The organism is Methylobacterium sp. Leaf89 (genome assembly GCF_001422215.1).
GTDB lineage: Bacteria > Pseudomonadota > Alphaproteobacteria > Rhizobiales > Beijerinckiaceae > Methylobacterium.
The window spans coordinates 562,736-586,455 of the sequence record NZ_LMML01000028.1; the positions used below are offsets into that span (position 1 = coordinate 562,736).

Consider the following 23,720-nt stretch of genomic DNA (forward strand, 5'->3'; position numbering starts at 1 on the left):
GGGCACTCCTCAGGGGATCGAACGCTACCCAAGCGAACGTCGGGCCAGCGTTATAGGAAACTCTGCGGGTCCACGTCGATGGCGACCTTCACGTTGCCGCGAACCTTCGGGCCCCGTGCCAGCCACTCGCGCAGGTAGGTCTGCAGGTCGACGGTGCGCTCGGTCTTCACCAGAAGCCGGAAGCGGTAGCGCCCGCGGATCAGCGCGAGCGGCGCCTCGGCCGGCCCCAGCACCATCACGCCCTCCGGCGGCTCGGCGGCCCGCGCCAGGGCCTGCCCGTGGGCCTCGGCCACCTCGCGCTCGTTCGCCGAGACGATGAGGGCGGCCAACCGGCCGAAGGGCGGCAGGCCGGCGGCCTCGCGGGCGCCGATCTCCTCCTCGTAGAAGCGCTCCGAATCCCCCGAGAGCAGCGCCGCGATCACCGGATGGTCGGGCTGGTAGGTCTGGAGCAGGGCGCGGCCCGGCTTCTCGCCGCGCCCGGCCCGGCCGGTGACCTGCTGCAGCAGCTGGAAGGTGCGCTCGGCCGCGCGGGGATCGCCGGAGGTCAGGCCGATATCGGCGTCGAGGACGCCCACCAGGGTCAGGTGCGGGAAGTTGTGGCCCTTGGCCACGAGCTGCGTGCCGATGACGATGTCGCAGCCGCCCTCCGCCACGGTCTGGAGCTCGGCCCGCAGGCGCTCGGCCCCGCCGGGAAAATCGCTCGACAGCACGATGACGCGCTTGTCCGGGAAGAGCTCGGCCACCTCCTCGGCGATGCGCTCCACCCCGGGGCCGCAGGGGGTGAGGTTATCGAAGGTGCCGCATTCCGAGCAGGAATCCGGGCGCCGCTCGGCATAGCCGCACTGGTGGCAGACCAGGGCCCGGCGGAAGCGGTGCTCCACCAGCCAGGTCGAGCAGTTGCGGCACTGGTAGCGGTGGCCGCAGGCCCGGCACAGGGTCAGGGGCGCGTAGCCGCGCCGGTTGAGGAACAGCAGGGCCTGGTCGCCGGACTCCACGGTCTCGCGCACCGCCGCCACCAGGGCCGGGGCGATGAAGCGGCCCCGCTCGGGCTTGTCGGCGCGCATGTCGATAGCGGCGATGTCGGGCAGGCGCCGGCCGCCGAAGCGCTCGGGCAGGGCGACCCGGAGGTAGCGCCCGCGCTCGGCATTGACCCGCGTCTCGATCGAGGGGGTGGCCGAGGCCAGCACCACCGGGCAGTTCTCGATCCGCCCGCGCACCACCGCCATGTCGCGGGCGTGGTAATGCACCCCGTCCTCCTGCTTGTAGGCGGCCTCGTGCTCCTCATCGACCACGATGAGCCCCAGATCCGCGAAGGGCAGGAACAGGGCCGAGCGGGCGCCCACCACCACGGCGATCTCGCCCGCCGTGACCCCGGCGCGGATGCGCTCGCGGCGCTTGCCCCCGACGCCCGAGTGCCAGGTCGCCGGACGCACGCCGAAGCGCTCGGCGAAGCGGTCGAGGAACTGCGCCGTCAGGGCGATCTCGGGCATCAGGATCAGCGCCTGGTGGCCGCGCCGGACGCAATCGGCCACCGCCTCGAAATACACCTCGGTCTTGCCCGAGCCGGTGACGCCCTCCAGCAGCACGGTCGGCGCCTTGTGCGCCACGCCGGGCGGCGCGACCTTGCCGTCGGCCGGCAGGGGATCGCCGATCGCGTCCGTCGGCGCGGGCTCGGCGGGGCCGGGGTTCATCAGCGCGACGAGCTCCCGTACCGCCGCCTCCTGCGCCTCCGAGAGGGGCACGCGGGCGTGGTCCGGGTCCGGCGGCAGGGCGACCGGCTCGGGCGCCAGGGCCAGGGCCTCGAGGGCGCCGTCGTCGATCAGGCCGTCGACCACGCTCAACGAAACGCCCGCCTCCTTGGCGAGCGCGCTCTTGCCCCGCATCGCCCCGTCCGCCGCCACGGCCAGCACCTTGGTGCGGGCGGCGGTCGGCCGGGACGGCGCCTTGCCGGAGGCCCGCACCCCGACCCGCACGGTCTCGCTCAGGGCCGATTCGTCGGGCAGCCGCAGGGCCATGGCCAGGGCCGAGCCCTTCGGCGCCAGGGTGTAGCGGGCGAGCCAGTCGACGAGTTCGCGCAAGGCGTCCGGCAGGGCCGGCACGTCGACCCGGCCGGTCACCGGCCGCAGGTTCGAGCCGCCGGGGCTCTGGCGCACGCCCCACACCACCCCCACCGTCTCGCGCGGCCCGAGGGGGATCTGCACGACCTCGCCGACCGAGAGGTCGAGCCCGGCCGGCACGGCGTAGCTGTAGGCGCTGTCCAGCGCCAGCGGGATCAGGATCTCGGCGACGCAGGGCATCGGGCGGGGCTTTGACGGAACATAACCGGAATATAAGCATGCCGGAGGCAATGCGCGACCGCCGTGCCGCCGATCATCGCCCGGAGGCGCCCCAGGATGGACGGACCCGAACCCCCGGCCTCCGGCACGGCCGGCGATCCGGCCCCCGAGGGGGTGCTGCTCCTGCATGGCCTCGCCCGGCGGGCCGCGTCCCTGGCCCGGCTGGAGCGCGCCGTCCGGGCCGCCGGGTTCGTGACGCTGAACCTCGATTATCCCTCCCGCAAGGCGGATCTCGCGGATCTCGCAGGCATCATCGGACCGCCCGTCGCCGCCTTCGCGGCCCGGGTACGGACCCTCCACGTGGTCACCCACTCGATGGGCGGGCTCCTCGCCCGGGCCTGGCTTCGCGAAGGCCGGCCGGCCAATCTCGGACGGGTGGTGATGCTGGGGCCGCCGAATGGTGGCAGCGAGGTCGCCGACCGCCTTCACACCCTGCGCGCCTATCGCCGGGTCTTCGGCCCGGCCGGCGCCCAATTGACCACCAAACCGGACGAAAGCCTGCGCAACTGCCTCGGCCCCGTCGATTTCCCCCTCGGGATCATCGCGGGCGACCGCACGCTCTATCCCCTGGAATCCTGGCTGATGCTGCCGGGTCCCGATGACGGCCGGGTCACCGTCGCGCGCACCCGGGTCGCCGGGATGGCCGACCACATCACCCTGCCGACCAGCCACGGCCTGATGATGCGCAATCCCGCGGTCATCGCCGAGACCCTGCGCTTCCTGCGCACCGGAGGGTTTTCGCCGTCCGCCCGCGGTGACACAAGGCGCGCATGAGCCTCGACGCGCCTCCGCCCGACCCCGTGCCGCCGCGCCTTGAGCTGCGTGGCATCGGCCTGCGCTTCGGCGCGGTGCAGGCCCTCGCCGACATCGCCTTCCAGGTCCGGCCCGGCGAGATCCTGGCCCTTCTCGGTGATTCCGGCTGCGGCAAGAGCACGCTCCTGCGGGCCATCGCCGGCCTCGAGCAGCCGGAGACCGGGACGATCCGCCTCGACGGCGCCCTGCTGAGCGAGGACGGCCGCGGCGTCGCGCCAGAGGCGCGCGGCGTCGGGCTGATGTTCCAGGACTACGCCCTGTTTCCGCATCTCACCGTGGCGGAGAACGTCCGCTTCGGCCTTCACGGCAAAAGCCTCCAGGGCAGGTCCGCCGCCGAGGCCCGCGCCCTGGTGCAGGCGCGGCTGGAGCAGGTCGGCCTCGCCGACCGGGCCAAGAGCTATCCCGGCACCCTCTCGGGCGGCGAGAGCCAGCGCGTGGCCCTGGCCCGCGCCCTGGCCCCGGGGCCGCGCGTCCTCCTCCTCGACGAACCCTTTTCGAACCTCGACCGGCGCACCCGCGACCGGGTCCGCGACGACACCCTGGCGGTCCTGCGCGCCAGCGGCGCCACGACGCTCCTCGTCACCCACGACCCCGAGGAGGCCCTGGGCTTCGCCGACCGCATCGCCCTAATGCGGCGGGGGCGCATCGTGCAGGTCGGCACCGGGCCGGACCTGTATTGCCGCCCTGCCACGCGCTTCGCCGCCCGCTTCTTCGGCGACCTCGTCGAGATCGACGGGACCTGCCGCTCCGGCACCGTGGCGACGCCGTTCGGCCTGGTTCCCGCGCCGGGCCACGCCGAGGGGGCCGCCGTGACCCTGTGCCTGCGCCCGGAGGCGATCCGCCTCGGCGCGGCGGGGGCGTCCCTTCGGGCCGTGGTGCGGGCGCGCCGCTTCCTCGGGGCCGCCGCCCTCCTGAGCCTGTCGGCGGACGGGTTGCCCGAGCCCCTGCACCTGCCCGTGCCGGCGGACGACCCGCGCGAGCCGGGGGATGCGGTCGGCCTGAGCCTCGATCCGGACCGCGGGTTTATTTTTGCGAACGAGATGGATTAAAACACAGGCCCAGGCCGAGCTTGCGTTCGATCCGGGGTAATAGTTTCGAATTGTTTTAAGTCCAAAACATCGCGCTTGTGTTTTTCTCGCCGATGCTTCTGAACACCCGCCACGTTCTGACGGAAGGGTGTCGGCCATGGCGGGTGGGATCAAGGCAATCGGGTTCGCTGGCTGCGCGTTGACGGGTTTGGCCCTCGCGGCCCTCGTCGGGACGGCGTCGGCCGCCGAGGTCAACCTCTACACCACCCGCGAACCCGGCCTGATCCGGCCCCTGCTCGACGCCTTCACCGCCAAGAGCGGCGTCACCGTCAATACGGTGTTCGTCGAGAAGGGCCTCGCCGAGCGCGTGGCGGCCGAGGGCGCCCGTGCCAAGGCCGACGTGCTGATGACCGTGGATGTCGGCAACCTCATCGACCTCGTCGACCGCGACCTCGCCCAGCCGGTGCGCTCGGGCGTGCTGGAGGCAGCGGTGCCCGCTACCCTGCGCGACGCCGAGGGCCGCTGGTTCGCCCTCTCCATGCGGGCCCGGGTGCTCTACGCCGACAAGGACCTCGCCGACCTCACGGCCATCACCTACGAGGGGCTGGCCGACCCAACCTGGAAGGGCGGCCTCTGCCTGCGCGCGGGCCAGCACCCCTACAACACGGCGCTCATCGCCCATTATCTCGTCAAGCACGGCCCGGAGAAGACCGAGGCCTGGCTGCGGGCCCTGAAGGCCAACCTCGCCCGCAAGCCCGCCGGCGGCGACCGGGACGTCGCCCGCGACATCCTCGCCGACACCTGCAAGATCGGCCTCGGCAATTCCTACTATGTCGGCCTGATGCGCTCCGGCCGCGGCGGCCCCGAGCAGCGGACGTGGGGCGAGGGCATCAAGGTGGTGATGCCGACCTTCGCGGGCGGCGGCACCCACGTGAACATCTCCGGCGCGGTGGTGGCCAGGAACGCCCCCAACCGCGACGAGGCGGTCAAGCTCCTCGAATACCTCGTCTCCGACGAGGCCCAGGGGCTCTACGCCAAGGCCGATTACGAGTATCCGGTGAAGGCCGGCGCGCCGATCGACCCGCTCCTCACGGCGCTGGGCCCCCTGACCATCGATTCCGTGCCGCTCGTCGAGATCGCCCGCAACCGCAAGGCGGCGAGCCTCCTCCTCGACACGGTGGGTTTCGACAACTGAGGAGCCTGCGGCGCAGGCGGGTGAGGGGGCGCCCCCTCCGGAGCGGTCGCTCCCCCAACGACCCGCCGACGCGGGCCACCCCCTCCCGCGGAGGGGAGAGGGACGCGCGCATGACCGCTACGGCGCGTGAGCCGGTCGGTCCTTGCGGGAGGAGCGCCCACACCGTCGGCCGATCCAACGGAAAACGTCCTTGAGACCAGCATGACCGGGGTCGCCCCCGCCCTCCCGCCCATCGCCCATCCCCGCGGCCTCGCCTGGGGCGTCGCCGCCCTGCTGCTCTGCGCCCTGGTGCTGAGCCCGGTCGTCGCCCTCGTGTTCGCGGCGGGCGACGGAAGCGGAGCGGGGGCGGGCGGCGCCGCGCTCTGGCCCCACCTCGTCGCCCACGTGCTGCCCCAGGCCCTGCGCGACACCGCCCTGCTGCTCGCCGGGGTGGGCGTGCTGGTGGTGGTGCTGGGGGCGGGCTCCGCCTGGCTCGTGGCGGCCTACGACTTCCCCGGCCGGCGCCTGCTGGAGGCCGGGCTGCTCCTGCCGATGGCGGTGCCGACCTACATCGTCGCCTTCGCGTATCTCGACCTGATGCACCCGATCGGCCCGGTGCAGACCACCCTGCGCGACCTCCTCGGTTATACCCGCCCGCGCGATTTCGTGCTGCCGGAGATCCGCTCGCTGCCCGGCTGCATCCTGCTCCTCGGCTTCGTGCTCTACCCCTACGTCTACCTGCCGACCCGGGCCCTGTTCCTGATGCAGGCCGCCAACCTCATCGAGGCGGCGCGGATGCTCGGGCGTCGGCCCTCCGCCACCTTCCTGCGGGTCGCCCTGCCGATGGCGCGGCCGGCCATCGCCCTGGGCGCGAGCCTCGCTCTGATGGAGGCCCTGAACGACATCGGCGCGGCGGAATTCCTCGGGGTGCGCACCCTGACGGTCCAGGTCTACGCTACCTGGGTGAACCGCTCGGATCTCGCCGGTGCGGCCCAGATCGCCCTCGTCATGCTGGTGGCCGTCGTCGCCCTGGTGGCCCTGGAGCGCTGGGCCCGGGCCGGGCGCGGCTTCTCGAGCGGCGCCCAGCGCCCGCGTCGCCTCGCCCGGCAGCGGCTGAGGGGCCTGCGCGCCGCGGCCGCCCTGGCCCTCGGCCTCGTGCCCGTGGCCGTCGGCTTCGCGATTCCCGCGACCTACCTCGTGCAGGCCGCCCTGCGTCGGGTGTGGCGCAGCGGGCTGCCGGAGACGATCCTGGCGGAGATCGGCCACACCCTGCTGTATGCCGGCGCCGCGACCGTGATCGCCGCCGCCCTGGGCTTCGTGGTGGCGGCGGGGCCGCGCCTCGTCGCCCGGCGCTGGGGCGAGGCGCTGATCCGGGTGGCGAGCCTCGGCTACGCGCTCCCCGGCGCGATCCTGGCCATCGGTCTCCTCGGGCCCCTGGCCTGGGCCGACGCCACTCTGTCGGCGGGGACGACGCGGCTCTTCGGCGTCGCCCCGGCGCTGATCGGCCTCGGCACCGGCGGGGCCCTCGTCACCGCCTACCTCGTCCGCTTCCTCGCGGTCAGCATCGGCACCTGCGAGGCCGGGCTGGCCCGCGTGCCCCGCAGCCTGCCCGATGCCGGGCGGATGCTGGGGCGCGGGCCGGGCGCGACCCTGTGGCGGGTCCAATTGCCCTTGGCCTGGCCGGCGGTGCTCAGCGGCGCGCTCTTGGTCTTCGTGGACTGCGTCAAGGAACTGCCCGCGACCCTGCTGCTGCGGCCCCTCAACGTCGAGACCCTGGCGACCCATCTCTACGGCGAGGCCGCGCGCGGCACCTACGAGGACGGTACGGTGGCGGCCCTCCTCATCGTCGCCGTCGGGCTCGTGCCGGTGGTGATCCTGCTCCGCCTCGGGACCCCGCGCCGCGAAGTCGACGCAGAACCTGCCGATCAGCGCTTGACGTAGCCGCGCCCCTCGCCCTAGAAGGCCCTCGGTCCGGGTGCGTAGCTCAGCGGGAGAGCATTCGCTTCACACGCGAAGGGTCACAGGTTCGATCCCTGTCGCGCCCACCATTTCCCTCGAAGCCCCCCCCGCTGCTTCGACGACCCAATCCCAATCCCAAACACCGACACGAGTCCGAGGCCGCCCATGGCGCCGCCGGTCCAGGACACGCCCGCGACGGGGAGCTCGCCCCCGCCTGAACCATGTTCGGGACGCCCGCGGCGACGAGGACGGGCATGGCTGGCTCCCCTCTTCCTCAGGCCGCCCCCAGGGGCGACGACCGGGACGGGGGCCGACGCTTTCCGCGCGCCTTGCGGCGCTCGGGTGCGGGATCCGGGAGCGCTCGGGGCGTCTCAGGCGACCTCGACGGATCGGGTCTTCGGAGTTCCGACCCGGCGGCGGGGCGCGACCAGCAGGACGAGGGCGCCGGCCGCCATGCAGACGATCGATCCGGCCAGCACGCCGACCTTGGTCTCGGCCTCGAGGTCCGGCGCGTCGGCGAAGGCCAGGAGGCCGATGAACAGGCTCATGGTGAAGCCGATGCCGCAGAGGAGCGAGACCCCGTAGACCTGCATCCATCCGGCCCCCGCCGGCCGCTGGGCGAGCCCGAGCTTCACCGCCGCGAGGACGAAGCCGAACACGCCGAGCTGCTTGCCGACGACCAGACCGAGGGTGACCCCGAGGGTCACGGGGTCGAGTAGCATCGCGGGCGTGAAGCCCGCCAGCGACACGCCCGCATTGGCGAAGCCGAAGATCGGCAGGATCAGGTAGGCCGACCAGGGATGGAGCGCGTGTTCCAGCCGGTGCAGGGGCGAGGTCGGATCGTCCGGCCGGCCGATGCTGAGCCGCAGGGGGATCGTCAGGGCCAGGAGCACGCCCGCCACCGTGGCGTGCACCCCGGATTTCAGGACGAAGACCCACAGCACCGCGCCGAGGACAAGGTAGGGCGCGAGGCGGCTGATGCCGGCCCGGTTCAGGCCGTAGAGCACCGCCAGGGTCGCGGCCGCCCCGCCCAGCATCGGCAGGGACAGGTCGGCGGTGTAGAACAGCGCGATGATGAGCACCGCGCCGAGGTCGTCGAGGATCGCCAGGGCGGTGAGGAACACCTTGAGCGAGACCGGCACCCGGGAGCCGAGCAGCGCCAGGATGCCGAGGGCGAAGGCGATGTCGGTGGCGGCGGGAATCGCCCAGCCGCGGAGGGTCTCCGGCGAGTGCCGGTTCACCGCCACGTAGACCAGGGCCGGCGCCGCCATGCCGCCGAGGGCGGCGAGGCCGGGCAGGATCCGGTCCGGCCAGGTCCGCAGGCGCCCATCCAGCATCTCGCGCTTGATCTCGAGACCGACGAGCAGGAAGAACAGCGCCATCAGGGCGTCGTTGATCCAGTGCAGGACGCTCAAGCCCCCGACCTTGGTCTGCAGGACCGCGAAGTAGCGCTCCGCCAGGGGCGAATTCGCCACCACGAGGGCGAGCACCGCGCTCGCCATCAGGACGAGGCCGCCGCCCGCCTCGGAGGTGAGCATCGACCGGAAGGCCGAGAATGGCCGGCGGAGCGGGGCAGGAGCTTGCATGGTCCTTTCCTTACGACACCTGGGCCGGGACACAACCGCGGCCGCCGGTGAAGCGATGAACGCCTCGGCGCCCCCGTCCCCCTGCGCCGAGGCTCGTGGGGCGCGAGCATGCCGGATCCCCCGAACGGCCCTCGGCCACGCCCCATCGCTCCAGGCCTCCTCGGCTCTGTCTCCCGGGTCCTTGAGCTCCGGGATACTTGGAATTCATGTATTCATCCCTGGCGCTTGTCCTGTGCTGGGTCCCCGAAGACAGTTGCGTTCAGAGAAAGCGTGGGTCGTCCGCAATCTCTCCCGGACGCAGGACCTCGCCAAGACGCGCCGTGCGTTTACCAAGGGGCGCGAAGGACCTTGTCGAAACGGACGCCACCTGCAATCCCTGCAGGGCCCTCGATGATCGGGGCGCAACACCGACTGTCGCCATGCGCCGCCTGCACAGCATCGACTCGATCCGTGGTCTGGCCGCCCTGGCGGTCATCTACGCCCATACCGTCGAGTTCGGGTTGAAGACGCAGCTCGGTCCGTTTCCCCTCGAGCGCCTCGTCCTGTCCGGGCTGACCGAGTACATCGATGTCGGGAAGATCGCCGTGACGCTGTTCTTCGCGGTGTCGGGCTTCGTGGTGCCCTTCTCGCTGTTCAAGGCGGGAGACCGGCCGATCCTCGCCTTCGCCGTGTCGCGGTTCTTCCGCCTATACCCCGCCTACTGGCTCTCGATCCCCTGCGGGCTACTGGTCCTGTTCGTGTGGCCGGGCCGTGACATCCCCGCCGTGCTCGTGCCCGCCAACATCACGATGCTCCAGCAGTTCCTCGGCGTGGAGAACATCATCGCCCTGTACTGGACCCTGCAGATCGAGCTGATCTTCTACGGCCTCTGCGTCGGGCTCTTCGTCCTCGGGCGTCTCGACGATGCCGTCGGCGTCGTGCTGTCGGCCCTGGCCCTGATCGCGGCCGCCCTCGGCCTCGCCGCCCTGCGCTTCGTCCTCGAGCGGAAATTCCCGGTGGCCGTGCCCCTGTCCCTGGCGGTGATGTTCTGGGGACTGTGCCTGCGCTACCACGTCCTCGAGCGCCGGCCGGGCTGGGGCACCGCGCTCGCCGTGGTCACCGGCGCCCTCGTCTGTGCGATCCCGCTGGCGTCCGTGCTGGCCTACGGGCGCGACATGGGCTTTCACGAGAACTGGGTGAAGTACCTCGTCACCTACTGGGCCGCGATGGCGCTGTTCGCCCTGCTGTCCCTGACGCTGCGCATCGAGGGGCGGCTGTTCACCTACCTGGGCGCCATCAGTTATTCGATCTACCTGTTCGGGCCGGTGGTCCAAGGGGTGCTCGAGCATGCGCTGGCCGGGTACGCGCCGGTCGTCCCGATCCACCTGTTCGCGGCCACGACGGCACTCGCGACCGTCGCGGTCGCGGCGCTGGTCTATCGCTGGATCGAAGCGCCCGCCATCGCGCTGGGCCGCCACGTCATCCGTCGCCACCTCCTGCCGACCTCCGACGCAGGGCGGGACGCGCGCCCCCCGGTCGCTCCGCTGCTCGGACGCTCCGAGATCTGAGCCCGCCGCCGGGGCGACGCGGCGAGGCCCTCTGCCCCGGGATCGGCGGCTTGCGCGCCATCGGGACGGGCTTATCGGGCTTGCTGGGGTGCCCCCGTCCTGGCATGGACCCCGCGACGGGCGGTCTCCCGTCCGTCCAGCCGCCGTCAGGACCGAATCGCCATGCCGCACGTGACCGTGAAGATGTACCCGGGCAAGACCGACGCCGAGAAGACGGAGATGGCCGAGGCCATCGCGGCCGCCCTGATGGCCAGTGCCGGAACCGCCGAGCGGGCGATCTCGGTGTCGATCGAGGACGTGGCCCAGGCGGATTGGGAGGCGCAGGTCTACCGCCCCGAGATCGTCGGCCGGCCCGAGACCCTGTTCAAGAAGCCGGGCTACACCCTGCCCTGAGCCCCGGCCCTCATCCTTTCGATCCCTGGAACGGGCGCAGCAGCCAGGCGAGGCGGCCGGCATCGTCGTCCCGGGCGTCCGGCGCCGGCCGGTCGGCCGACGGCTCGGGGGCCTTCGGCGCGCTGGCATCCTGCATGATCTGATCGAGGGGAGAGGGCAGCTCGGCGCCGTACTCGTTCAGGAGCAGGGCCGCATCGAGCAGGAAGCGGATCTGGTCGTCCGGGACGGGACGGCCCTGGATCTGCGCGTCGAGCACGGTCCGCGCGAAGAGGGCGGCCAGCCGCGACAGCTCGGGCAGCCGGTCGGGGGGCGCCCCGGCCCGGATCGATGACGCTGGAGCGGCACTCACCCGCAATCTCCCTGTCTGGATCGCGCGACTTCGACGCGCGTCGCGCATGTCAGGCCCTGTATACCGCGCGTTTCTCACCAGTTCGTTGAGTTCCGACGGCGGCATTTCCGCCGCGCCGGGCGACGAAGGCCCGAACCCAGGAGCCGGGTTCAGGCTCGCGCAGCGTCCGACCCAGGCCCGCCGGCCGGGGGACGTGTCCTAGCCGCCGCCAGGATCGGTCTCGCCGTCCGGCTGCGCACCGCCCTTCGGACCCTTTCCGGGCTTGCCGTCGGTCTTCTCGTTGGGATCCATCACCGCGTCCGGCGCCGTGTTGGCCGGCTTGTCCTTTGGCGGATCCTTGTCGTCGGAGCCTGTCATCGCGTCACTCCTCGGGGGTGGCAGGGGGGGAACGGGGCCGGTCGGACTGTCCGTCGGACGAACCGCCGGCCGGCGTGGGATTGCGCCCCTTTGGAGCGCCGTCCCAGGCGGCGTTGCGGGCCGTATCCGTCTGACCGCCGGGGCCCTGCCGGGTGATCGCGGCCTGATCGGCCGACTGGCCGCCGCCGGCGACGGCCGGGTCGCCGGGCTTTCCGACATCGGAATCGGGCTTGCGCGTGCCCACGATGGGGATGTGATCGTTCGGCATGCCTACGCCCCCGCATCCTGGCCGTTGGGCGCGGTGGCGCGGTCGATGGCCTCGCGGGTCGCGCCCGAGGTTTCGGTCTTCCGCGCGGCCGCGCCGATCTCCTCCAGGGTCGCGGGGGGCGCCTCGCCGCCCTGCACCGCAGGCTCGGATCCGGGGGGCGCGCCCTGCGTCGGCGTCCCGGCGTGGCGGTCGGCGTCCATCTCCTTCGGCGCGCTGCCCGCGCGCGGCTCGTCGGTCATGATGTCCTCCTGCTGTTGCAGGCTCAACCCGGCGCCAGCCCCGAGGTTGCTTCGCTCCAGGCGGCACGGGCCTCGCGAAGGCGGGCCCGGTCGGCCTCGAGCGGCAGCGCCGCCTCGGCGCGCAGGAGGGCCAGGTCGGCCTGCGCGTGGGCGGCCGCCCGGACGGCCGGACTCCCGAGATCCGCGAGGGCGGCGAGGGCCTTCTGCAGCCGCAGGCCGATCGTCACGTCCGACGCGCCGTCGCGGGCGATGGGGTCGAAGGCATCCGCGAGAAGGTCGTCGGCGCCGAGGCCGGGCACGCGCAGATGCGGATAGACCCGCGCCTCGGGCGCGACGGCGCGGCGCGCGTCCCAGAGGCCGAGCACGCGCACCAGGGTGCCAATGACAGCGACGGCCGTCCCGGGATCGTTGACCGCCGGCGACAGGGCGCGCTGGGCCACCTCCGCGAGGACGATGAGCCCGAAGCGCGGATCGTCGTCGAAGCTGCGCCGGTCGCCGACGACGAAGGCCTCGGTGATCCGGTCCCGCAGGCCGTCGTCGACGGCGCCATCGACCGCCACCAGGAGGCGTCCGGGGTGGACGAAGGCGCCCGGCAGGGCCGCCAGGTGGAGGGTGAGGCCGTGGGCCCCGGCCAGCGCGTCGAGCCGGGCCGCATCGACGTGCTGGACGTAGCCCGTCGCTGCGGCGGCGATCCGGGTCGCGCCGGGCGGTGCCGGCTGCCAGGGCAGGCCGCCGAGATGGGGCGCCGCGGCGCGCCGCCCCAGGGCATCGCCGGCCGCGGCCTCGATGGCGCCGATGGTCTCGCCGACCCGGCCGAGATGCGACAGGGTGTCGATCCAGCGTACCAGCGTCACCACCACGCTGACGAGGACCAGCAGGGTCAGGCCGAACAGGATCACCCGTCCCTGGCTGCCGTAGACATGGGTCTTGAGGGCGATGAGGCCGACGACGCTGTAGACGAAGGCGCCGATGAAGCTCGCGACGGCCGTCTGCGCACGGGTGTCGCGCATCAGCAGGGTCACGGCGCGGGGCGTCACGGTGTTGGTGGCCCCGCCATAGGCCTGCACGATGGTGGAGAGCGAGAACGTCGCCACCGGCAGCATGCTGGTCGCCAGGACGGAGAGGATCTGGTCGACGGCGTCCGCACCGATCGAGGCGCCGAGGTCCGCCGGCACCATCGGCGCCAGGACGGCCGAGACCAGGGCGGCCCCGACGCCGCCGACGCTGAAGGCGCCGACGCGGATGAAGGGGCGCCGCCCCCAGCGGCGGAGGGCATAGAGGGCGGTGGACATGACGGCGGCTCTCGGGCGAGCCTCGCGGGGCAGGGCTCGCGAGCCGGATACGCGACCTTCGGGCGCTCCGGGAGCGAGGCCCGGAGCGCCCGTGCGGTTCTGATCCCAAATCCGCTGGCTCCCCACGGGATGGCGGATGTGGGCTCCGATCAAGCGCCGCGCCGGTTCGACGATCCGGGCACCGCTTCGATCGAGCGAACCCCGTATCAGAGGCCGTCGAACAGGGCCGAGGAGATGTACCGCTCGGCGAAGGAGCAGGCGACGGTGACGATGCGCTTGCCGCGGAAATCGGGGCGTGCGGCGAGCTTCAGGGCCGCGGCCACGTTGCCGCCGGTGGAGATGCCGCCGGGAATGCCCTCGAGACGCGACAGCTGACGCGCGGTGTCGAAGGCCTCCTGGTTCGAGACCGTGATGACCTCGTCGATGATCGACTTGTCGAGGTTGTCGGGGATGAAGCCGGCGCCGATGCCCTGGATCTTGTGGGGCCCGGGCTGGCCGCCGGAGATGACCGGCGAGTCGGTGGGCTCGACGGCGACGATCTTCAGGCCGGGCAGGCGCGGCTTCAGGACCGAGCCGACACCCGTGATGGTGCCGCCCGTGCCGACGCCGGCCACGAAGGCGTCGAGATGGCCCTGGGTGTCGTTCCAGATCTCCTCGGCCGTCGTCTTGCGGTGGATCTCGGGGTTGGCCGGGTTCGAGAACTGCTGGGGCATGATCGCGCCCGGGATCTCGTTGAGGAGTTCCTCGGCCTTGGCGATGGCGCCCTTCATGCCCTGCGGGCCGGGGGTCAGGGCGAGCTCGGCGCCCAGGAAGGCCAGCATCTTGCGGCGCTCCAGCGACATGGTCTCGGGCATGACCAGGATGAGGCGGTAGCCGCGCGCGGCCGCCACGAAGGCGAGGGCGATGCCGGTGTTGCCGGAGGTCGGCTCCACCAGCGTGCCGCCGGGCTTCAGCTTGCCGGAGGCCTCGAGGGCGTCGATCATGTTGACGCCGATGCGGTCCTTCACGCTCGCGATCGGGTTGAAGAACTCGAGCTTGAGCAGGATTTCGGCATCGACCCCGTGCTCCTTGGTGATCCGGTTGAGACGGACCAGGGGCGTGTTGCCGATGGTCTCGGTGATCGAGCCGAAGATGTGGCCGTGGCCCGGCGTGCGGGGCGAGGCGGGGCTCTGGGACTCGGCCATAGATCTCTCCTGAACAGCGTGCGGATTGCGTCCCGGAGGCCGGCGCAAGGGCGTGCCGGATCTCGCCTGGAACGAACTCAGGGCCGGGAGATATCGTGTCGTTTCTGTCGAGGCAATCGACAAAGACCCGAGATCAAAGACAATCCTTCTCCGTCGGCAACGAAGCTGCCGACTTGGAGTAGTCTTCACCTGCGGTGGTCGAGAAATGGAGAAGTTATTTCTTCGTCCGGCGATCTGCCGGGCGCGCGGCCGGGATCAGTGCGTCAACAGGGCGGCGCAGAGCATCACCATCGTGGCGACGACCGGGCTGGCGGTGACGATCATCGCGGCGCCCGCATGGAGCCCCTGGGGCCAGGTGTAGCGGGTCTCCTCGCGCAGCCCGGGCCGGAGGCCGTTGCTGCCGGTGGTCCATTCCACCCTGGTGCCCATCGCGTTCTCCCCATCCGCCGAAACGCTCGGCGGCCGGGCTCAGGAGGCACGGTGGGGCTTGAAGGGCGGGTAAATCCGCGGCCGCGACCGCGGATCGTCGTCAATGGAAGCTTAAAACCGTCGGACGGCTCAGAGGGCGCGGTCGAAGCGCAGCTCGCCCTTCTGGCTCTTGATCACCAGCTGAGATCCGACCAGGTCCCACTGCCCGGCGGTGCGCAGGGCGATGAAGAAGTCCTGCTCGCTGGCGCCGAGGCCCTTGTCGCAGGGCTTCTTGGTCAGGGCGAGCGGGCCGACCGCGAGGTGCTGCTCCTTGAGCGGGAAGGCGGTGGCCGCGAAGGTGTTGCAGCCGCCGTAGCCGCGGGCCCGGTACTGCTTGTCGATGGTGAAGCTCGGGCGGTCGTTGCCGCCGAAGGGCTTGCCGTTCAGGCTCACCGCAGTCCAGGTGGCATCGAGGGGGAAAATCTTTTCCTGGGGCTTGGCCGCCGGAACGTACTGCTTCTTCTCGGGCTTCTCGCGGCCCTCGCGGCCGAAGCCCGTGACGTTGTTCCCCATCTGGGCGGTCGCCGCCGTGGTCATGGCTCCCGTCATGGCCCCGGCCGCGATGGCGCCGGCCACCATGGCGATTCGGATCGCTCTCATCGTCTGGCCCCCTCACAAGCGCGCTTCGCGTCGCGTCGAACGTTGCAACCCTGCCGGCCTGTCTCGGCGCTCGGCGCGGCTGGTGCGCACGGAACCGCTCGGAACAGGACGGGCCCTGCGGCCAATCGGATAAGATTCCAGCACAAATATGGTCAAGGCCGCGGGCGCGGGATTCGACGGGACGCCGCCGCGATCCCCCGTTAACCGGCCGGCGGACCGGTTTGCGTTGAACGAACCGGCCGGGTTTCCGTTGACCGGCAGAGCATAGAGCAGGGAGTTGATGCGGTGACGGGATCGGACGAGGGAACCCCAAGCGGATTGCAGCCCGAGGCCGCGGGTCCGAACACCATCACCCCGGCGCAGTCGCGGGCGGCCCGCGCCCTTCTGAACTGGTCGGAGGCCGATCTCGCGGGCCGGCTCGGGCTCGGAGCGGATTTCGTGCGCGACTTCGAATCGGGCGGCCGGGAGCAGCCCTCCGGCCAGATCGAGGCCCTGCGCAGCACGTTCATGACCCATGGCGTGGTGTTCAGCCAGGAGGGTGGGTCGGACGGGGTCCGCCTCAGCGGGCAGGGACGCGGCGAGGGTACGCGGCTGGACGCCCTCAACACCGAGAACGACCGTTAGGCGCCCTTGACGAGCGCCTTGAGGTCCCGGGCCGGATCGGCGGCCGCCTCCGGCGTCAGCGGAAGGCCGAGGCCCAGGATGCGCCGGGCCGCCATGTGGTCGGCGGGCCGGTCCACGGTCTCGACGCCGCTCAAGTGCCCGTCGCGGAAGCGGAACACCGACAGGCCGCCCTCGGTGGGGCGGACGACGCTGGCATCGTCGGGCCGGGTCAGGCCGGCGATCTGCAGCTTGTGCGGGCCCTGGTCGCTCCAGAACCAGGGCACGGCCGCGTAGGCGACCGGGCGTCCGGTGAGCCGGGCGGCGAGGCACCGGCCCTGATCCACGGCGTTCTGCACCGATTCGATGCGCACGGGCTGCCCGTCCGCGAAGCGGCTCGGCACGCGGGCGCAGTCGCCCAGGGCCGAGATCGCCGGATCGGAGGTCGCCAGGAAGGGGTCGGCGTGGATCCCGTCGCCGACGGCGAGGCCCGCCGCTTCGGCGAGGTCCTGGTTCGGGACGACGCCGATGCCGACGAGGACGAGATCGGCATCGATCGCCGATCCGTCGGCGAGCCGGACCCGGGCCACGCGGCCCGCCTCGGCCTCCAGCGCCTGGACCCCGGCCCCGAACGCGAAGGTGACGCCGGCAGCGGTGTGCGCCTGCGTGAAGAACCCGGCGGTCTCGGCCGAGACCGCCCGCGCCATGGGCCGGTCCGCGGCCTCGATCACCGTCACGGGGCGGCCGGATCCGGCGCAGAGGCCGGCGAATTCCAGCCCGATGAAACCGGCGCCCACGATGGCGATGGCGCGCGCGGCCCCGCGGGCGGCCTTCAGCGCATCGGCGTCGGCCAGGGAGCGCAACTGGTGCACCCCCGGCAGGTCGGCGCCCGGCACCGGCAGCCTCCGGTTGCGCGCGCCGGTGGCCAGGACGAGGTGATCGTAGGCCAGGGTGGCGCCGTCGCTGAGGCGCACCTGCCGGGCCGCCCGGTCGATCGCCGTGGCGGACACGCCGGATCGGCGCGCGATGCGGTGCTCGTCGAAGTAGGCGGCGGCTCGCAGGCACAGGCCGACCGCATCGGTCTTGCCGGCGAGGTAGGCCTTCGACAGGGGCGGCCGCTGATAGGGCAGGCCCTCGTCGCCCAGGAGCGTGACGGGATCGGTGAAGCCCGCCTCGCGCAGGGAGGCAGCGACCTGGAAGCCGGCCTGGCCGGCGCCGACGATGACGACACCGGCCGCGCTCATGCCTCGAACTCCGCGGTGACGGGGGAGGGGTTCGGCGACAGCCGGAGCTGGGGCAGCCAGCGCCCGCCATCCTGGGCGATGTAGTCCCAGAAGGCCGCCGCCGCCGGCCCGAGCACCTTGTCGGCCCGGCGCACCGCGTACCAGTCGCGCCGGATCGGAAGGCCCTGGACGTCGAGGACCGCGAGGCGCCCGCTCTCGAGCTCGGCCGCCACCGTGTGGGCGGAGATGAGGGCGATGCCGAGCCCCGCCATCACCGCCTGCTTGATGGTCTCGTTCGAGCCGGAATCGATGCCGAGCCGCGCCCGCTTGATCATGACCCCGGCCATGAACTCCTCGAACACCGTGCGCGTGCCCGAGCCCTCCTCGCGGACCAGGAACGATTCCTGGGCGAGTTCGGCCCGGGTCAGCCCGGTTCGGCCCACGAGGGGGTGATGCGGACCGGCGATGATCACGATGGGGTGCGGGCCGAAGATCTCGGCCTCGATGGCGAAATCCCGGGGCGGACGCCCCATGATGGCGAAATCGATCTCGTAGTTGCGCAGCGCCTCGACCATGTTGCCGCGGTTTCCCACCGTGAGGTTGATCTCCACCGCCGGGTGCAGCCCGATGAAGCCCGCGATCACGCCCGGGGCGAAGTACTTGGCCGTTGAGACCACGCCCATCGCCACGCGACCGCTGCTGCCGCCCTTCAGGGTTTCCAGGCGGTCGGCACAGGTCTCCAGCACCGTGTTGATGCTGTTGATCGCCCAGAGCATTTCGCGGCCCGCATCCGTGGGTTTCAGCCCGGTGGGCGTCCGGTCGAACAGCATGAGGCCCGCCTCCTCCTCCAATTGGCGGATGCGGGCGTAGAGCGCGGCCGAGGTGACGTTGAGCTCCTGGGCGGCGCGCGTCATGGTGCCGAGGCGGGCGACGGCGGCGACCGCCTGGAGCTGTTTGAGAGAGAGGTTGCGCATCAGGCTTTTCTAGTTTTTTTGGAATCGCTCGCAAGTTTTTTCAGAATTCTTTCGGTGATACCATAGGGGCCTGCGCAGCATGGATGCGCCGCGGGCACTGGTGCCCGCGGGGGCACTCGTGCCAAGGGCAGGATGCGAGGGCGGGTCGGTCCCGGGCGGCGCTCCGACCTGAGACGTCACGGTCGGGCAGGCCGAACCTCCGGGACGGCAAGGCGGCCGGCAGCCGAGACGGCTCGGGCAATCAAGTCGACCCGGGCAGTCAAGTCGGCCGGACCCCCGGCCAGGAATGGAAGAAGGACGGACATTCATGTCGACGGTGTCTCTGGAGTTCGGGTCCACCCTGGCGGACTGCCTCGCGAAGACCGTGGCGGCCGATGGGCGGCTCGCCGACGCGGCGGCCGTGATCGCGGCCTGCGCCGAAGCGGCGGTCGATGTCAGCGAGGTGATCGGCCGGGGCATGCTCGGCGGTGCCGACCTCGCCGCCACCGGCAACCACAACAGCGACGGCGACGTCCAGAAGGCCCTCGACGTCCTCGCGCACGAGCGCTTCACGGAAGCCCTGCGCGGCGCCCCCGTGGCGGTGGTGGCCTCCGAGGAGGCCGAGGGCATGATGCCGCTCAATCCCGGCGCCCCCCTCGCGGTGGCGATCGATCCCCTCGACGGCTCGTCGAACATCGGCGTGAACATGGCGGTGGGCTCGATCTTCGGCATCCGCCCGGTCGTGGCCGGTGCCGCGGACTCGATCGCCGCCTTCACCACCCCGGGCTCCGAGCAGATCGCCGCCGGCTTCGTCACCTACGGGCCCGCCACCTCCCTGGTGATCACCCTCGGCCACGGCACCCAGATCTACACCCTGGACCGGGCGACGCGGACCTTCCGCCTCACGCATCCGCGCATCGAGGTGGTGGCCGCGGCCAAGGAATACGCGATTAACGCCTCGAACGCCCGGAACTGGGACGGCCCGGTGAAGGCCTATATCGAGGATTGCCTGCGCGGCTCCGAAGGCCCGCTGGACAAGGACTTCAACATGCGCTGGCTCGGCTCGCTGGTGGCGGACGCCCAGCGCGTGCTCCTGCGCGGCGGCGTGTTCCTCTATCCGGGCGACAACCGGAAGGGCTACGCGCAGGGCCGCCTGCGCCTCCTCTACGAGGCCGCCCCGATCGCCATGCTGATGGAGCAGGCGGGGGCCGGGGCCATCGACGGCGAGCGTCGGATCCTCGACATCCGCGCCACCGGCATCCACGAGCGCGTGCCGCTGATCTTCGGCTCCCTCGACGAGGTCGCCTGCGTGGCCAAGTACTACGATGGCCGCAACGCCGCCGCCGGTCGCTCGCCCCTGTTCGGGCAGCGCGGCCTGATGCGCAGCTAGCGCGCCCGCACGGGACTGCACGCATACAAATGTCGGCGCGTCACCCCATCATCTCGGTCACCGGCTCCTCGGGGGCCGGGACCACCTCGGTCCGCAACACCTTCGAGCAGATCTTCCGCCGCGAGGACGTGAGCGCGGTCTACATCGAGGGCGATGCGTTTCACGCCTACGATCGCGACACCATGCGCCGCATGATGGTCGCGGAGCCGAACCTCAGCCACTTCGCGCCGCGCGCCAATCTCCTGCCGGAGCTGGAGGAGGTCTTCCGCACCTACGGCGAATCCGGGGGCGGCCGCACCCGGCACTACGCCCACGATGCGGCGGACGCGGCGCTCTACGGCACCGAGCCCGGCACCTTCACGGACTGGGAGGCGTTCGCGCCGGGATCCGACCTGCTGTTCTACGAGGGCCTGCACGGCTGCGTCGTCGACGACAACGTCGACATGGCCCGCTACGCCGACCTGAAGATCGGCGTGGTGCCGGTGATCAATCTCGAGTGGATCCAGAAGCTGCACCGGGACCGCTCGTTCCGGGGCTATTCCACCGAGGCCGTCACCGACGTGATCCTGCGGCGGATGCCCGACTACGTGCAGACCATCTGCCCGCAATTCACCTGGACCGACATCAACTTCCAGCGGGTGCCGACGGTGGACACCTCGAACCCCTTCATCGCCCGCTGGATCCCGACGGCCGACGAATCGCTGGTGGTGATCCGCTTCAAGGACCCCAAGGGCATCGACTTCTCCTACCTGATCTCGATGATCCAGGGCTCCTTCATGAGCCGCGCCAATTCGATCGTCATCCCGGGCGGCAAGCTCGACCTTGCCATGCAGCTCATCCTGACCCCGATCATCATGCAGCTCGTCGAGCGCAAGCGCCGCATGGCCTGAGCGCGGTCACGAGGCTCCGGAGGAACCCACCATGAACGGCCCGATCATCTCGCCCTCGATCCTCTCGGCGGATTTCGCCGCGCTCGGCGAGGAGGTGCGCGCGGTGTCCGAGGCCGGGGCCGACTGGATCCACCTCGACGTGATGGACGGACACTTCGTGCCCAACCTCACCTTCGGCCCGGCGGTGATCAAGGCCCTGCGGCCGCACTCGACCAAGCCCTTCGACGTGCACCTGATGATCGCCCCGGCCGATCCCTACCTCGCGGCCTTCGCGGAGGCCGGCGCCGATGCGATCTCGGTGCATGTGGAGGCCGGCCCGCACATCCACCGCTCGCTCCAGGCGATCCGGGATCTGGGCAAGCGCGCCGGCATCGCCCTCAATCCGGGGACGCCGGCCTCGGCGATCGAGCCGCTCCTCGACCTCGTCGACCTCGTCCTTGTGATGACGGTCAATCCGGGCTTCGGCGGCCAGAGCTTCATTCCCTCGACCCTGGAGACCATCCGGCGGATCCGGGCGATGACCGCCGGCCGCGCGATCGACATCGAGGTCGACGGCGGCATCGGCCCCGAGACCGTGGCCCTGGCCGCCCGCGCGGGCGCCAACGCCTTCGTGGCCGGCAATGCCGTGTTCAAGGGCGGGCCGGCCGGCTACGCGGACCGGATCGCGGCGATCCGCGCGGGCGCTGCGGCGGTCGGGGGCGGTCCCCTCTCATGCTGAGGGCGCTGATCTTCGACGTCGACGGGACGCTCGCCGAGACGGAGGACCTCCACCGGCAGGCCTTCAACGGCGCCTTCGCGGATCTCGGCCTGCCCTGGTCCTGGTCCCCGGCCCGCTACGCCGATCTTCTGACGGTGATGGGCGGCAAGGAACGCCTGCGCCATTACGTCGAGACCGAGCACGCCGACGCGGTCGAGACCCTGCGCCCGCGCCTGGGCGACATCCACGACCGCAAGACCCGGCGCTATGGCGACCTCGTGGAGGGCGGCAGCCTCGCCCTGCGCCCCGGGGTGGGCCGCCTGATCGCGGAGGCGCGGGCGGCCGGGCTCAAGCTCGCGGTGGCCAGCACGACGAGCCGACCCAACGTCGACACCCTGCTGCGGATCAACTTTCCCGCGGGCGACGTCCCCTTCGACGTCATCGCCTGCGGCGACGAGGCGCCGCGCAAGAAGCCGGCCCCCGACGTCTTCGATCTCGCGCTCGCGCGCCTCGAGGTCTCGGCCTCGGAGGCGATCGCCTTCGAGGATTCCGCCGCCGGCATCCGCTCTGCCCTCGATGCCGGATTGCCGGTGATCGCCACGCGCAGCCGCTACACCGAGAGCCACCGCCTCGACGGGGCGTTCTCGGCGGTCTCCGATCTCGGCGAGCCCGGCGCACCCCACCGGCACCTGTCCGGATATGCCTGGCCGGACGGCGTCGTGACCGTGGCCGCCCTGCGCGACTGGCACGCGCGGGTCACCGGCTGAGAGCGGACGTCAGGGCCCGGGGCGCCGCGTCCCGCCGCGTCCGGGCGGCGCGCCCTCGGCGCGGGTCGGAAACAGCATCGCGCCGGCGACGATCCCGAGCGCGCCCGCGAGGCCGAGCTTGAGCCAGCGCTGTGTCGTCGGCGCGTCCCGATGGGTCTGCGCGTCCGGCCCGGGCCGGGCGCGGAAATCCCTGCCGGAGCTTTCGGGCCGTGCCCGATCGATGGCCTGCTGTGTCATCGCCCCAGGATAGTCCCTGTCCGCCGGATAGCCATGGGGGATACCGCCCGCGGTCGCGCACGCTGCGGCGCAGCGTTGTCAGGGGCGCGGCCCGCGGCCTATAAGCCGGCCAACCCCGTTTCCGTCCGGCATCGCGGACCCGCCGCCCCGGCACATGGCCCCTGCACATGGCCCCGGCACCTGGCCCCCGCGATCCGGTCTCGTTCCTACCAGTCTAGGGTCACGTCATGGCCGGCCATTCCCAGTTCAAGAACATCATGCACCGGAAGGGCCGCGTCGACGCGGTCCGCTCGAAGCTGTTCGGCAAGCTCGCCCGCGAGATCACCGTCGCGGCCAAGCTCGGGCTGCCGGACCCGGCGATGAATGCGCGTCTGCGCGCCGCCATCATCGCGGCCCGCGCCGAGAACGTGCCCAAGGACAACATCGAGCGCGCGATCAAGAAGGCGCAGGGGGCCGATGCGGAGAGCTACGACGAGATCCGCTACGAGGGCTACGGCCCCGGCGGCGCCGCCCTGATCGTCGAGGCGCAGACCGACAACCGCAACCGCACGGCCAGCGATGTGCGCTCGGCCTTCACGAAGTCGGGCGGCAGCCTGGCGGAGACGGGCGCCGTCTCCTTCATGTTCGATCATGTCGGGGTGGTGGAGTTCGACGCCAAGGTGGCGGATGCCGACACCATGCTGGAGGCCGCCATCGAGGCCGGCGCCGACGACGTGCGCTCGGACGAATCCGGCCACGAGATCACCTGCGCGCAGGAGGCCTACGGCGAGGTCTCGAAGGCCCTGGAGGCCCGCTTCGGCGAGCCGCGCCGCACGGCCCTCGTGTGGAAGGCGCAGAACACCATCGAGGTCGACGACGAGACCGGCGAGAAGCTGATCCGCCTCGTCGAAGTGATCGAGGACCAGGACGACGTCCAGAACGTCTTCGTGAACTTCGCGCTCTCGGACGCCCTGATGGAGAAGCTCCAGGGCTGATCGAAGCCGGCCCGTCAGGCGGCCTTCAGGGTTTCGAGGACGCGGTTCACCTCGGTGCCGAGCTGATCGGCCTCCTGCGCCAGCGCGGAGGCCGAGACGAGAACCGAGGCGGCCGCGGCACCCGTCGCTTCGGCCGACTGGGCGACGCCCCCGATGGTGTCGGTGATCGCCCCCGTGCCGGTCGCCGCCGCGCCCACGTTGCGGATGATCTCCCGGGTCGCGGAGCCCTGCTGGTCCACCGCCGCCGCGATGGCGTCCGCGGTCCGGCTCATGGTGCGGATCTGCGCGGCGATGGCCTCGATGGCCATCACCGCCTCGCCGGTCGTCCCCTGGATCGCGTGGATCTGCTGCGTGATCTCCTCTGTCGCCCGGGCGGACTGGCTGGCGAGTTCCTTG

The 23,720-nt window shown here is 71.8% G+C and carries 25 protein-coding genes, 1 tRNA gene and 1 pseudogene; 13 read left to right on the forward strand and 14 right to left on the reverse strand.

Going from position 1 to position 23,720, the window contains the following annotated elements; genetic code table 11:
• Positions 1-50 precede the first annotated feature (50 nt).
• Positions 51-2,297 carry a primosomal protein N' gene (locus tag ASF18_RS13840; RefSeq protein ID WP_056352359.1) on the reverse strand — a complete coding sequence of 749 codons (2,247 nt, stop codon included), beginning with the start codon at positions 2,295-2,297 and terminating at the stop codon, positions 51-53.
• A gap of 96 nt (positions 2,298-2,393) precedes the next feature.
• On the opposite strand from ASF18_RS13840, the gene ASF18_RS13845 reads away from it, so the two are divergent.
• The 5 genes from ASF18_RS13845 to ASF18_RS13865 all read left to right on the forward strand — a co-directional run bounded on the left by ASF18_RS13845 (position 2,394) and on the right by ASF18_RS13865 (position 7,399).
• Positions 2,394-3,110, forward strand: coding sequence for an alpha/beta hydrolase (locus ASF18_RS13845; RefSeq protein WP_056275160.1), 717 nt, complete (start codon positions 2,394-2,396; stop codon positions 3,108-3,110).
• Entirely contained in the window at positions 3,107-4,198 is a 1,092-nt protein-coding gene (locus tag ASF18_RS13850) for an ABC transporter ATP-binding protein (RefSeq protein ID WP_056352361.1), read from the forward strand. Before ASF18_RS13845 ends, ASF18_RS13850 begins: the two co-directional genes overlap by 4 nt.
• Before the next feature lie 136 nt (positions 4,199-4,334).
• Entirely contained in the window at positions 4,335-5,372 is a 1,038-nt protein-coding gene (locus ASF18_RS13855) for an extracellular solute-binding protein (RefSeq protein WP_056352363.1), read from the forward strand.
• Between the two features lie 201 nt (positions 5,373-5,573).
• Positions 5,574-7,292 (forward strand): iron ABC transporter permease, encoded by a 1,719-nt coding sequence (locus tag ASF18_RS13860; RefSeq protein WP_056352366.1) that lies wholly within the window; start codon positions 5,574-5,576, stop codon positions 7,290-7,292.
• Positions 7,293-7,324: 32 nt separating this feature from the next.
• Positions 7,325-7,399: transfer RNA gene (locus ASF18_RS13865), tRNA-Val, on the forward strand.
• Between the two features lie 282 nt (positions 7,400-7,681).
• Here the strand turns inward: ASF18_RS13865 and nhaA are convergent.
• Positions 7,682-8,896: a Na+/H+ antiporter NhaA gene (gene nhaA, locus ASF18_RS13870; protein WP_056352369.1), complete on the reverse strand. Its 1,215-nt coding sequence runs from the start codon at positions 8,894-8,896 to the stop codon at positions 7,682-7,684.
• Positions 8,897-9,315: 419 nt separating this feature from the next.
• On the opposite strand from nhaA, the gene ASF18_RS13875 reads away from it, so the two are divergent.
• Positions 9,316-10,443 (forward strand): acyltransferase, encoded by a 1,128-nt coding sequence (locus tag ASF18_RS13875; RefSeq protein ID WP_056352370.1) that lies wholly within the window; start codon positions 9,316-9,318, stop codon positions 10,441-10,443.
• Between the two features lie 162 nt (positions 10,444-10,605).
• Positions 10,606-10,836, forward strand: coding sequence for a tautomerase family protein (locus ASF18_RS13880; protein WP_056214407.1), 231 nt, complete (start codon positions 10,606-10,608; stop codon positions 10,834-10,836).
• 10 nt (positions 10,837-10,846) lie between these two features.
• Here ASF18_RS13880 and ASF18_RS13885 read toward each other — a convergent pair whose 3' ends face one another.
• The 8 genes from ASF18_RS13885 to ASF18_RS13910 form a co-directional block, all read right to left on the reverse strand.
• Positions 10,847-11,185, reverse strand: coding sequence for a hypothetical protein (locus ASF18_RS13885; protein WP_244472706.1), 339 nt, complete (start codon positions 11,183-11,185; stop codon positions 10,847-10,849).
• Positions 11,186-11,383: 198 nt separating this feature from the next.
• Positions 11,384-11,542 (reverse strand): hypothetical protein, encoded by a 159-nt coding sequence (locus tag ASF18_RS24290; RefSeq protein WP_200917592.1) that lies wholly within the window; start codon positions 11,540-11,542, stop codon positions 11,384-11,386.
• Between the two features lie 4 nt (positions 11,543-11,546).
• The gene (locus ASF18_RS13890; RefSeq protein ID WP_056275174.1) at positions 11,547-11,810 is read right to left on the reverse strand and encodes a hypothetical protein; all 264 of its coding nucleotides are present in this window, start codon (positions 11,808-11,810) and stop codon (positions 11,547-11,549) included.
• A gap of 2 nt (positions 11,811-11,812) precedes the next feature.
• The gene (locus ASF18_RS13895) at positions 11,813-12,049 is read right to left on the reverse strand and encodes a hypothetical protein (RefSeq protein WP_056352373.1); all 237 of its coding nucleotides are present in this window, start codon (positions 12,047-12,049) and stop codon (positions 11,813-11,815) included.
• A gap of 23 nt (positions 12,050-12,072) precedes the next feature.
• A complete protein-coding gene (locus ASF18_RS13900; protein WP_056352376.1) occupies positions 12,073-13,341 on the reverse strand; it encodes a DUF2254 domain-containing protein in 1,269 nt (422 codons plus the stop codon).
• Positions 13,342-13,547: 206 nt separating this feature from the next.
• A complete protein-coding gene (cysK, locus tag ASF18_RS13905) occupies positions 13,548-14,525 on the reverse strand; it encodes a cysteine synthase A (RefSeq protein WP_056214417.1) in 978 nt (325 codons plus the stop codon).
• A gap of 255 nt (positions 14,526-14,780) precedes the next feature.
• Positions 14,781-14,954 (reverse strand): hypothetical protein, encoded by a 174-nt coding sequence (locus ASF18_RS23730; protein WP_156389704.1) that lies wholly within the window; start codon positions 14,952-14,954, stop codon positions 14,781-14,783.
• A 129-nt stretch (positions 14,955-15,083) separates the two neighbouring features.
• Positions 15,084-15,593 (reverse strand): META domain-containing protein, encoded by a 510-nt coding sequence (locus tag ASF18_RS13910; RefSeq protein WP_056214419.1) that lies wholly within the window; start codon positions 15,591-15,593, stop codon positions 15,084-15,086.
• Positions 15,594-15,878: 285 nt separating this feature from the next.
• Between ASF18_RS13910 and ASF18_RS13915 the strand changes: the two genes are divergently transcribed.
• Positions 15,879-16,217: a helix-turn-helix domain-containing protein gene (locus ASF18_RS13915; protein WP_056214425.1), complete on the forward strand. Its 339-nt coding sequence runs from the start codon at positions 15,879-15,881 to the stop codon at positions 16,215-16,217.
• On the opposite strand, the gene ASF18_RS13920 is transcribed toward ASF18_RS13915, so the two are convergent.
• Together ASF18_RS13920 and ASF18_RS13925 are read right to left on the reverse strand one after the other, a co-directional pair.
• A complete protein-coding gene (locus ASF18_RS13920; RefSeq protein WP_056352379.1) occupies positions 16,214-17,437 on the reverse strand; it encodes an FAD-dependent oxidoreductase in 1,224 nt (407 codons plus the stop codon). The genes ASF18_RS13915 and ASF18_RS13920 overlap by 4 nt on opposite strands.
• On the reverse strand, positions 17,434-18,390 hold the full coding sequence (locus ASF18_RS13925; protein WP_056214432.1) for a LysR family transcriptional regulator: 957 nt from the start codon (positions 18,388-18,390) through the stop codon (positions 17,434-17,436). The genes ASF18_RS13920 and ASF18_RS13925 overlap by 4 nt, the downstream gene beginning before the upstream one ends.
• Before the next feature lie 307 nt (positions 18,391-18,697).
• Between ASF18_RS13925 and ASF18_RS13930 the strand changes: the two genes are divergently transcribed.
• The 4 genes from ASF18_RS13930 to ASF18_RS13945 are packed head-to-tail and all read left to right on the forward strand — an operon-like array spanning position 18,698 to position 22,113.
• Positions 18,698-19,759 carry a class 1 fructose-bisphosphatase gene (locus tag ASF18_RS13930; protein WP_200917594.1) on the forward strand — a complete coding sequence of 354 codons (1,062 nt, stop codon included), beginning with the start codon at positions 18,698-18,700 and terminating at the stop codon, positions 19,757-19,759.
• Between the two features lie 29 nt (positions 19,760-19,788).
• Positions 19,789-20,649 carry a phosphoribulokinase gene (locus tag ASF18_RS13935; RefSeq protein WP_056214436.1) on the forward strand — a complete coding sequence of 287 codons (861 nt, stop codon included), beginning with the start codon at positions 19,789-19,791 and terminating at the stop codon, positions 20,647-20,649.
• Between the two features lie 31 nt (positions 20,650-20,680).
• The gene (gene rpe / locus ASF18_RS13940; protein WP_056214440.1) at positions 20,681-21,367 is read left to right on the forward strand and encodes a ribulose-phosphate 3-epimerase; all 687 of its coding nucleotides are present in this window, start codon (positions 20,681-20,683) and stop codon (positions 21,365-21,367) included.
• The gene (locus ASF18_RS13945; RefSeq protein WP_056214443.1) at positions 21,361-22,113 is read left to right on the forward strand and encodes an HAD-IA family hydrolase; all 753 of its coding nucleotides are present in this window, start codon (positions 21,361-21,363) and stop codon (positions 22,111-22,113) included. The genes rpe and ASF18_RS13945 overlap by 7 nt, the downstream gene beginning before the upstream one ends.
• Positions 22,114-22,122: 9 nt before the next feature.
• Here ASF18_RS13945 and ASF18_RS24295 read toward each other — a convergent pair whose 3' ends face one another.
• Positions 22,123-22,350: a hypothetical protein gene (locus ASF18_RS24295; protein ID WP_056352381.1), complete on the reverse strand. Its 228-nt coding sequence runs from the start codon at positions 22,348-22,350 to the stop codon at positions 22,123-22,125.
• A gap of 227 nt (positions 22,351-22,577) precedes the next feature.
• Here ASF18_RS24295 and ASF18_RS13955 point away from each other — a divergent pair, with 227 nt between their 5' ends.
• Positions 22,578-23,324 (forward strand): YebC/PmpR family DNA-binding transcriptional regulator, encoded by a 747-nt coding sequence (locus tag ASF18_RS13955; RefSeq protein ID WP_056214451.1) that lies wholly within the window; start codon positions 22,578-22,580, stop codon positions 23,322-23,324.
• 14 nt (positions 23,325-23,338) lie between these two features.
• Here ASF18_RS13955 and ASF18_RS24770 read toward each other — a convergent pair.
• Positions 23,339-23,720, reverse strand: a pseudogene (locus ASF18_RS24770) (chemotaxis protein); the annotation flags it as partial.

What these genes read in the sequence shown, in the direction of transcription:
- ASF18_RS13840 (WP_056352359.1), bottom strand. Translation starts at nt 2,297, where the DNA reads ATGCCCTGCGTCGCCGAGATCCTGATCCCGCTGGCGCTGGACAGCGCC.
- ASF18_RS13845 (WP_056275160.1), top strand. Translation starts at nt 2,394, where the DNA reads ATGGACGGACCCGAACCCCCGGCCTCCGGCACGGCCGGCGATCCGGCC.
- ASF18_RS13850 (WP_056352361.1), top strand. Translation starts at nt 3,107, where the DNA reads ATGAGCCTCGACGCGCCTCCGCCCGACCCCGTGCCGCCGCGCCTTGAG.
- ASF18_RS13855 (WP_056352363.1), top strand. Translation starts at nt 4,335, where the DNA reads ATGGCGGGTGGGATCAAGGCAATCGGGTTCGCTGGCTGCGCGTTGACG.
- ASF18_RS13860 (WP_056352366.1), top strand. Translation starts at nt 5,574, where the DNA reads ATGACCGGGGTCGCCCCCGCCCTCCCGCCCATCGCCCATCCCCGCGGC.
- nhaA (WP_056352369.1), bottom strand. Translation starts at nt 8,896, where the DNA reads ATGCAAGCTCCTGCCCCGCTCCGCCGGCCATTCTCGGCCTTCCGGTCG.
- ASF18_RS13875 (WP_056352370.1), top strand. Translation starts at nt 9,316, where the DNA reads ATGCGCCGCCTGCACAGCATCGACTCGATCCGTGGTCTGGCCGCCCTG.
- ASF18_RS13880 (WP_056214407.1), top strand. Translation starts at nt 10,606, where the DNA reads ATGCCGCACGTGACCGTGAAGATGTACCCGGGCAAGACCGACGCCGAG.
- ASF18_RS24290 (WP_200917592.1), bottom strand. Translation starts at nt 11,542, where the DNA reads ATGACAGGCTCCGACGACAAGGATCCGCCAAAGGACAAGCCGGCCAAC.
- ASF18_RS13890 (WP_056275174.1), bottom strand. Translation starts at nt 11,810, where the DNA reads ATGCCGAACGATCACATCCCCATCGTGGGCACGCGCAAGCCCGATTCC.
- ASF18_RS13895 (WP_056352373.1), bottom strand. Translation starts at nt 12,049, where the DNA reads ATGACCGACGAGCCGCGCGCGGGCAGCGCGCCGAAGGAGATGGACGCC.
- ASF18_RS13900 (WP_056352376.1), bottom strand. Translation starts at nt 13,341, where the DNA reads ATGTCCACCGCCCTCTATGCCCTCCGCCGCTGGGGGCGGCGCCCCTTC.
- cysK (WP_056214417.1), bottom strand. Translation starts at nt 14,525, where the DNA reads ATGGCCGAGTCCCAGAGCCCCGCCTCGCCCCGCACGCCGGGCCACGGC.
- ASF18_RS23730 (WP_156389704.1), bottom strand. Translation starts at nt 14,954, where the DNA reads ATGGGCACCAGGGTGGAATGGACCACCGGCAGCAACGGCCTCCGGCCC.
- ASF18_RS13910 (WP_056214419.1), bottom strand. Translation starts at nt 15,593, where the DNA reads ATGAGAGCGATCCGAATCGCCATGGTGGCCGGCGCCATCGCGGCCGGG.
- ASF18_RS13920 (WP_056352379.1), bottom strand. Translation starts at nt 17,437, where the DNA reads ATGAGCGCGGCCGGTGTCGTCATCGTCGGCGCCGGCCAGGCCGGCTTC.
- ASF18_RS13925 (WP_056214432.1), bottom strand. Translation starts at nt 18,390, where the DNA reads ATGCGCAACCTCTCTCTCAAACAGCTCCAGGCGGTCGCCGCCGTCGCC.
- ASF18_RS13930 (WP_200917594.1), top strand. Translation starts at nt 18,698, where the DNA reads ATGTCGACGGTGTCTCTGGAGTTCGGGTCCACCCTGGCGGACTGCCTC.
- ASF18_RS13935 (WP_056214436.1), top strand. Translation starts at nt 19,789, where the DNA reads ATGTCGGCGCGTCACCCCATCATCTCGGTCACCGGCTCCTCGGGGGCC.
- rpe (WP_056214440.1), top strand. Translation starts at nt 20,681, where the DNA reads ATGAACGGCCCGATCATCTCGCCCTCGATCCTCTCGGCGGATTTCGCC.
- ASF18_RS13945 (WP_056214443.1), top strand. Translation starts at nt 21,361, where the DNA reads ATGCTGAGGGCGCTGATCTTCGACGTCGACGGGACGCTCGCCGAGACG.
- ASF18_RS24295 (WP_056352381.1), bottom strand. Translation starts at nt 22,350, where the DNA reads ATGACACAGCAGGCCATCGATCGGGCACGGCCCGAAAGCTCCGGCAGG.
- ASF18_RS13955 (WP_056214451.1), top strand. Translation starts at nt 22,578, where the DNA reads ATGGCCGGCCATTCCCAGTTCAAGAACATCATGCACCGGAAGGGCCGC.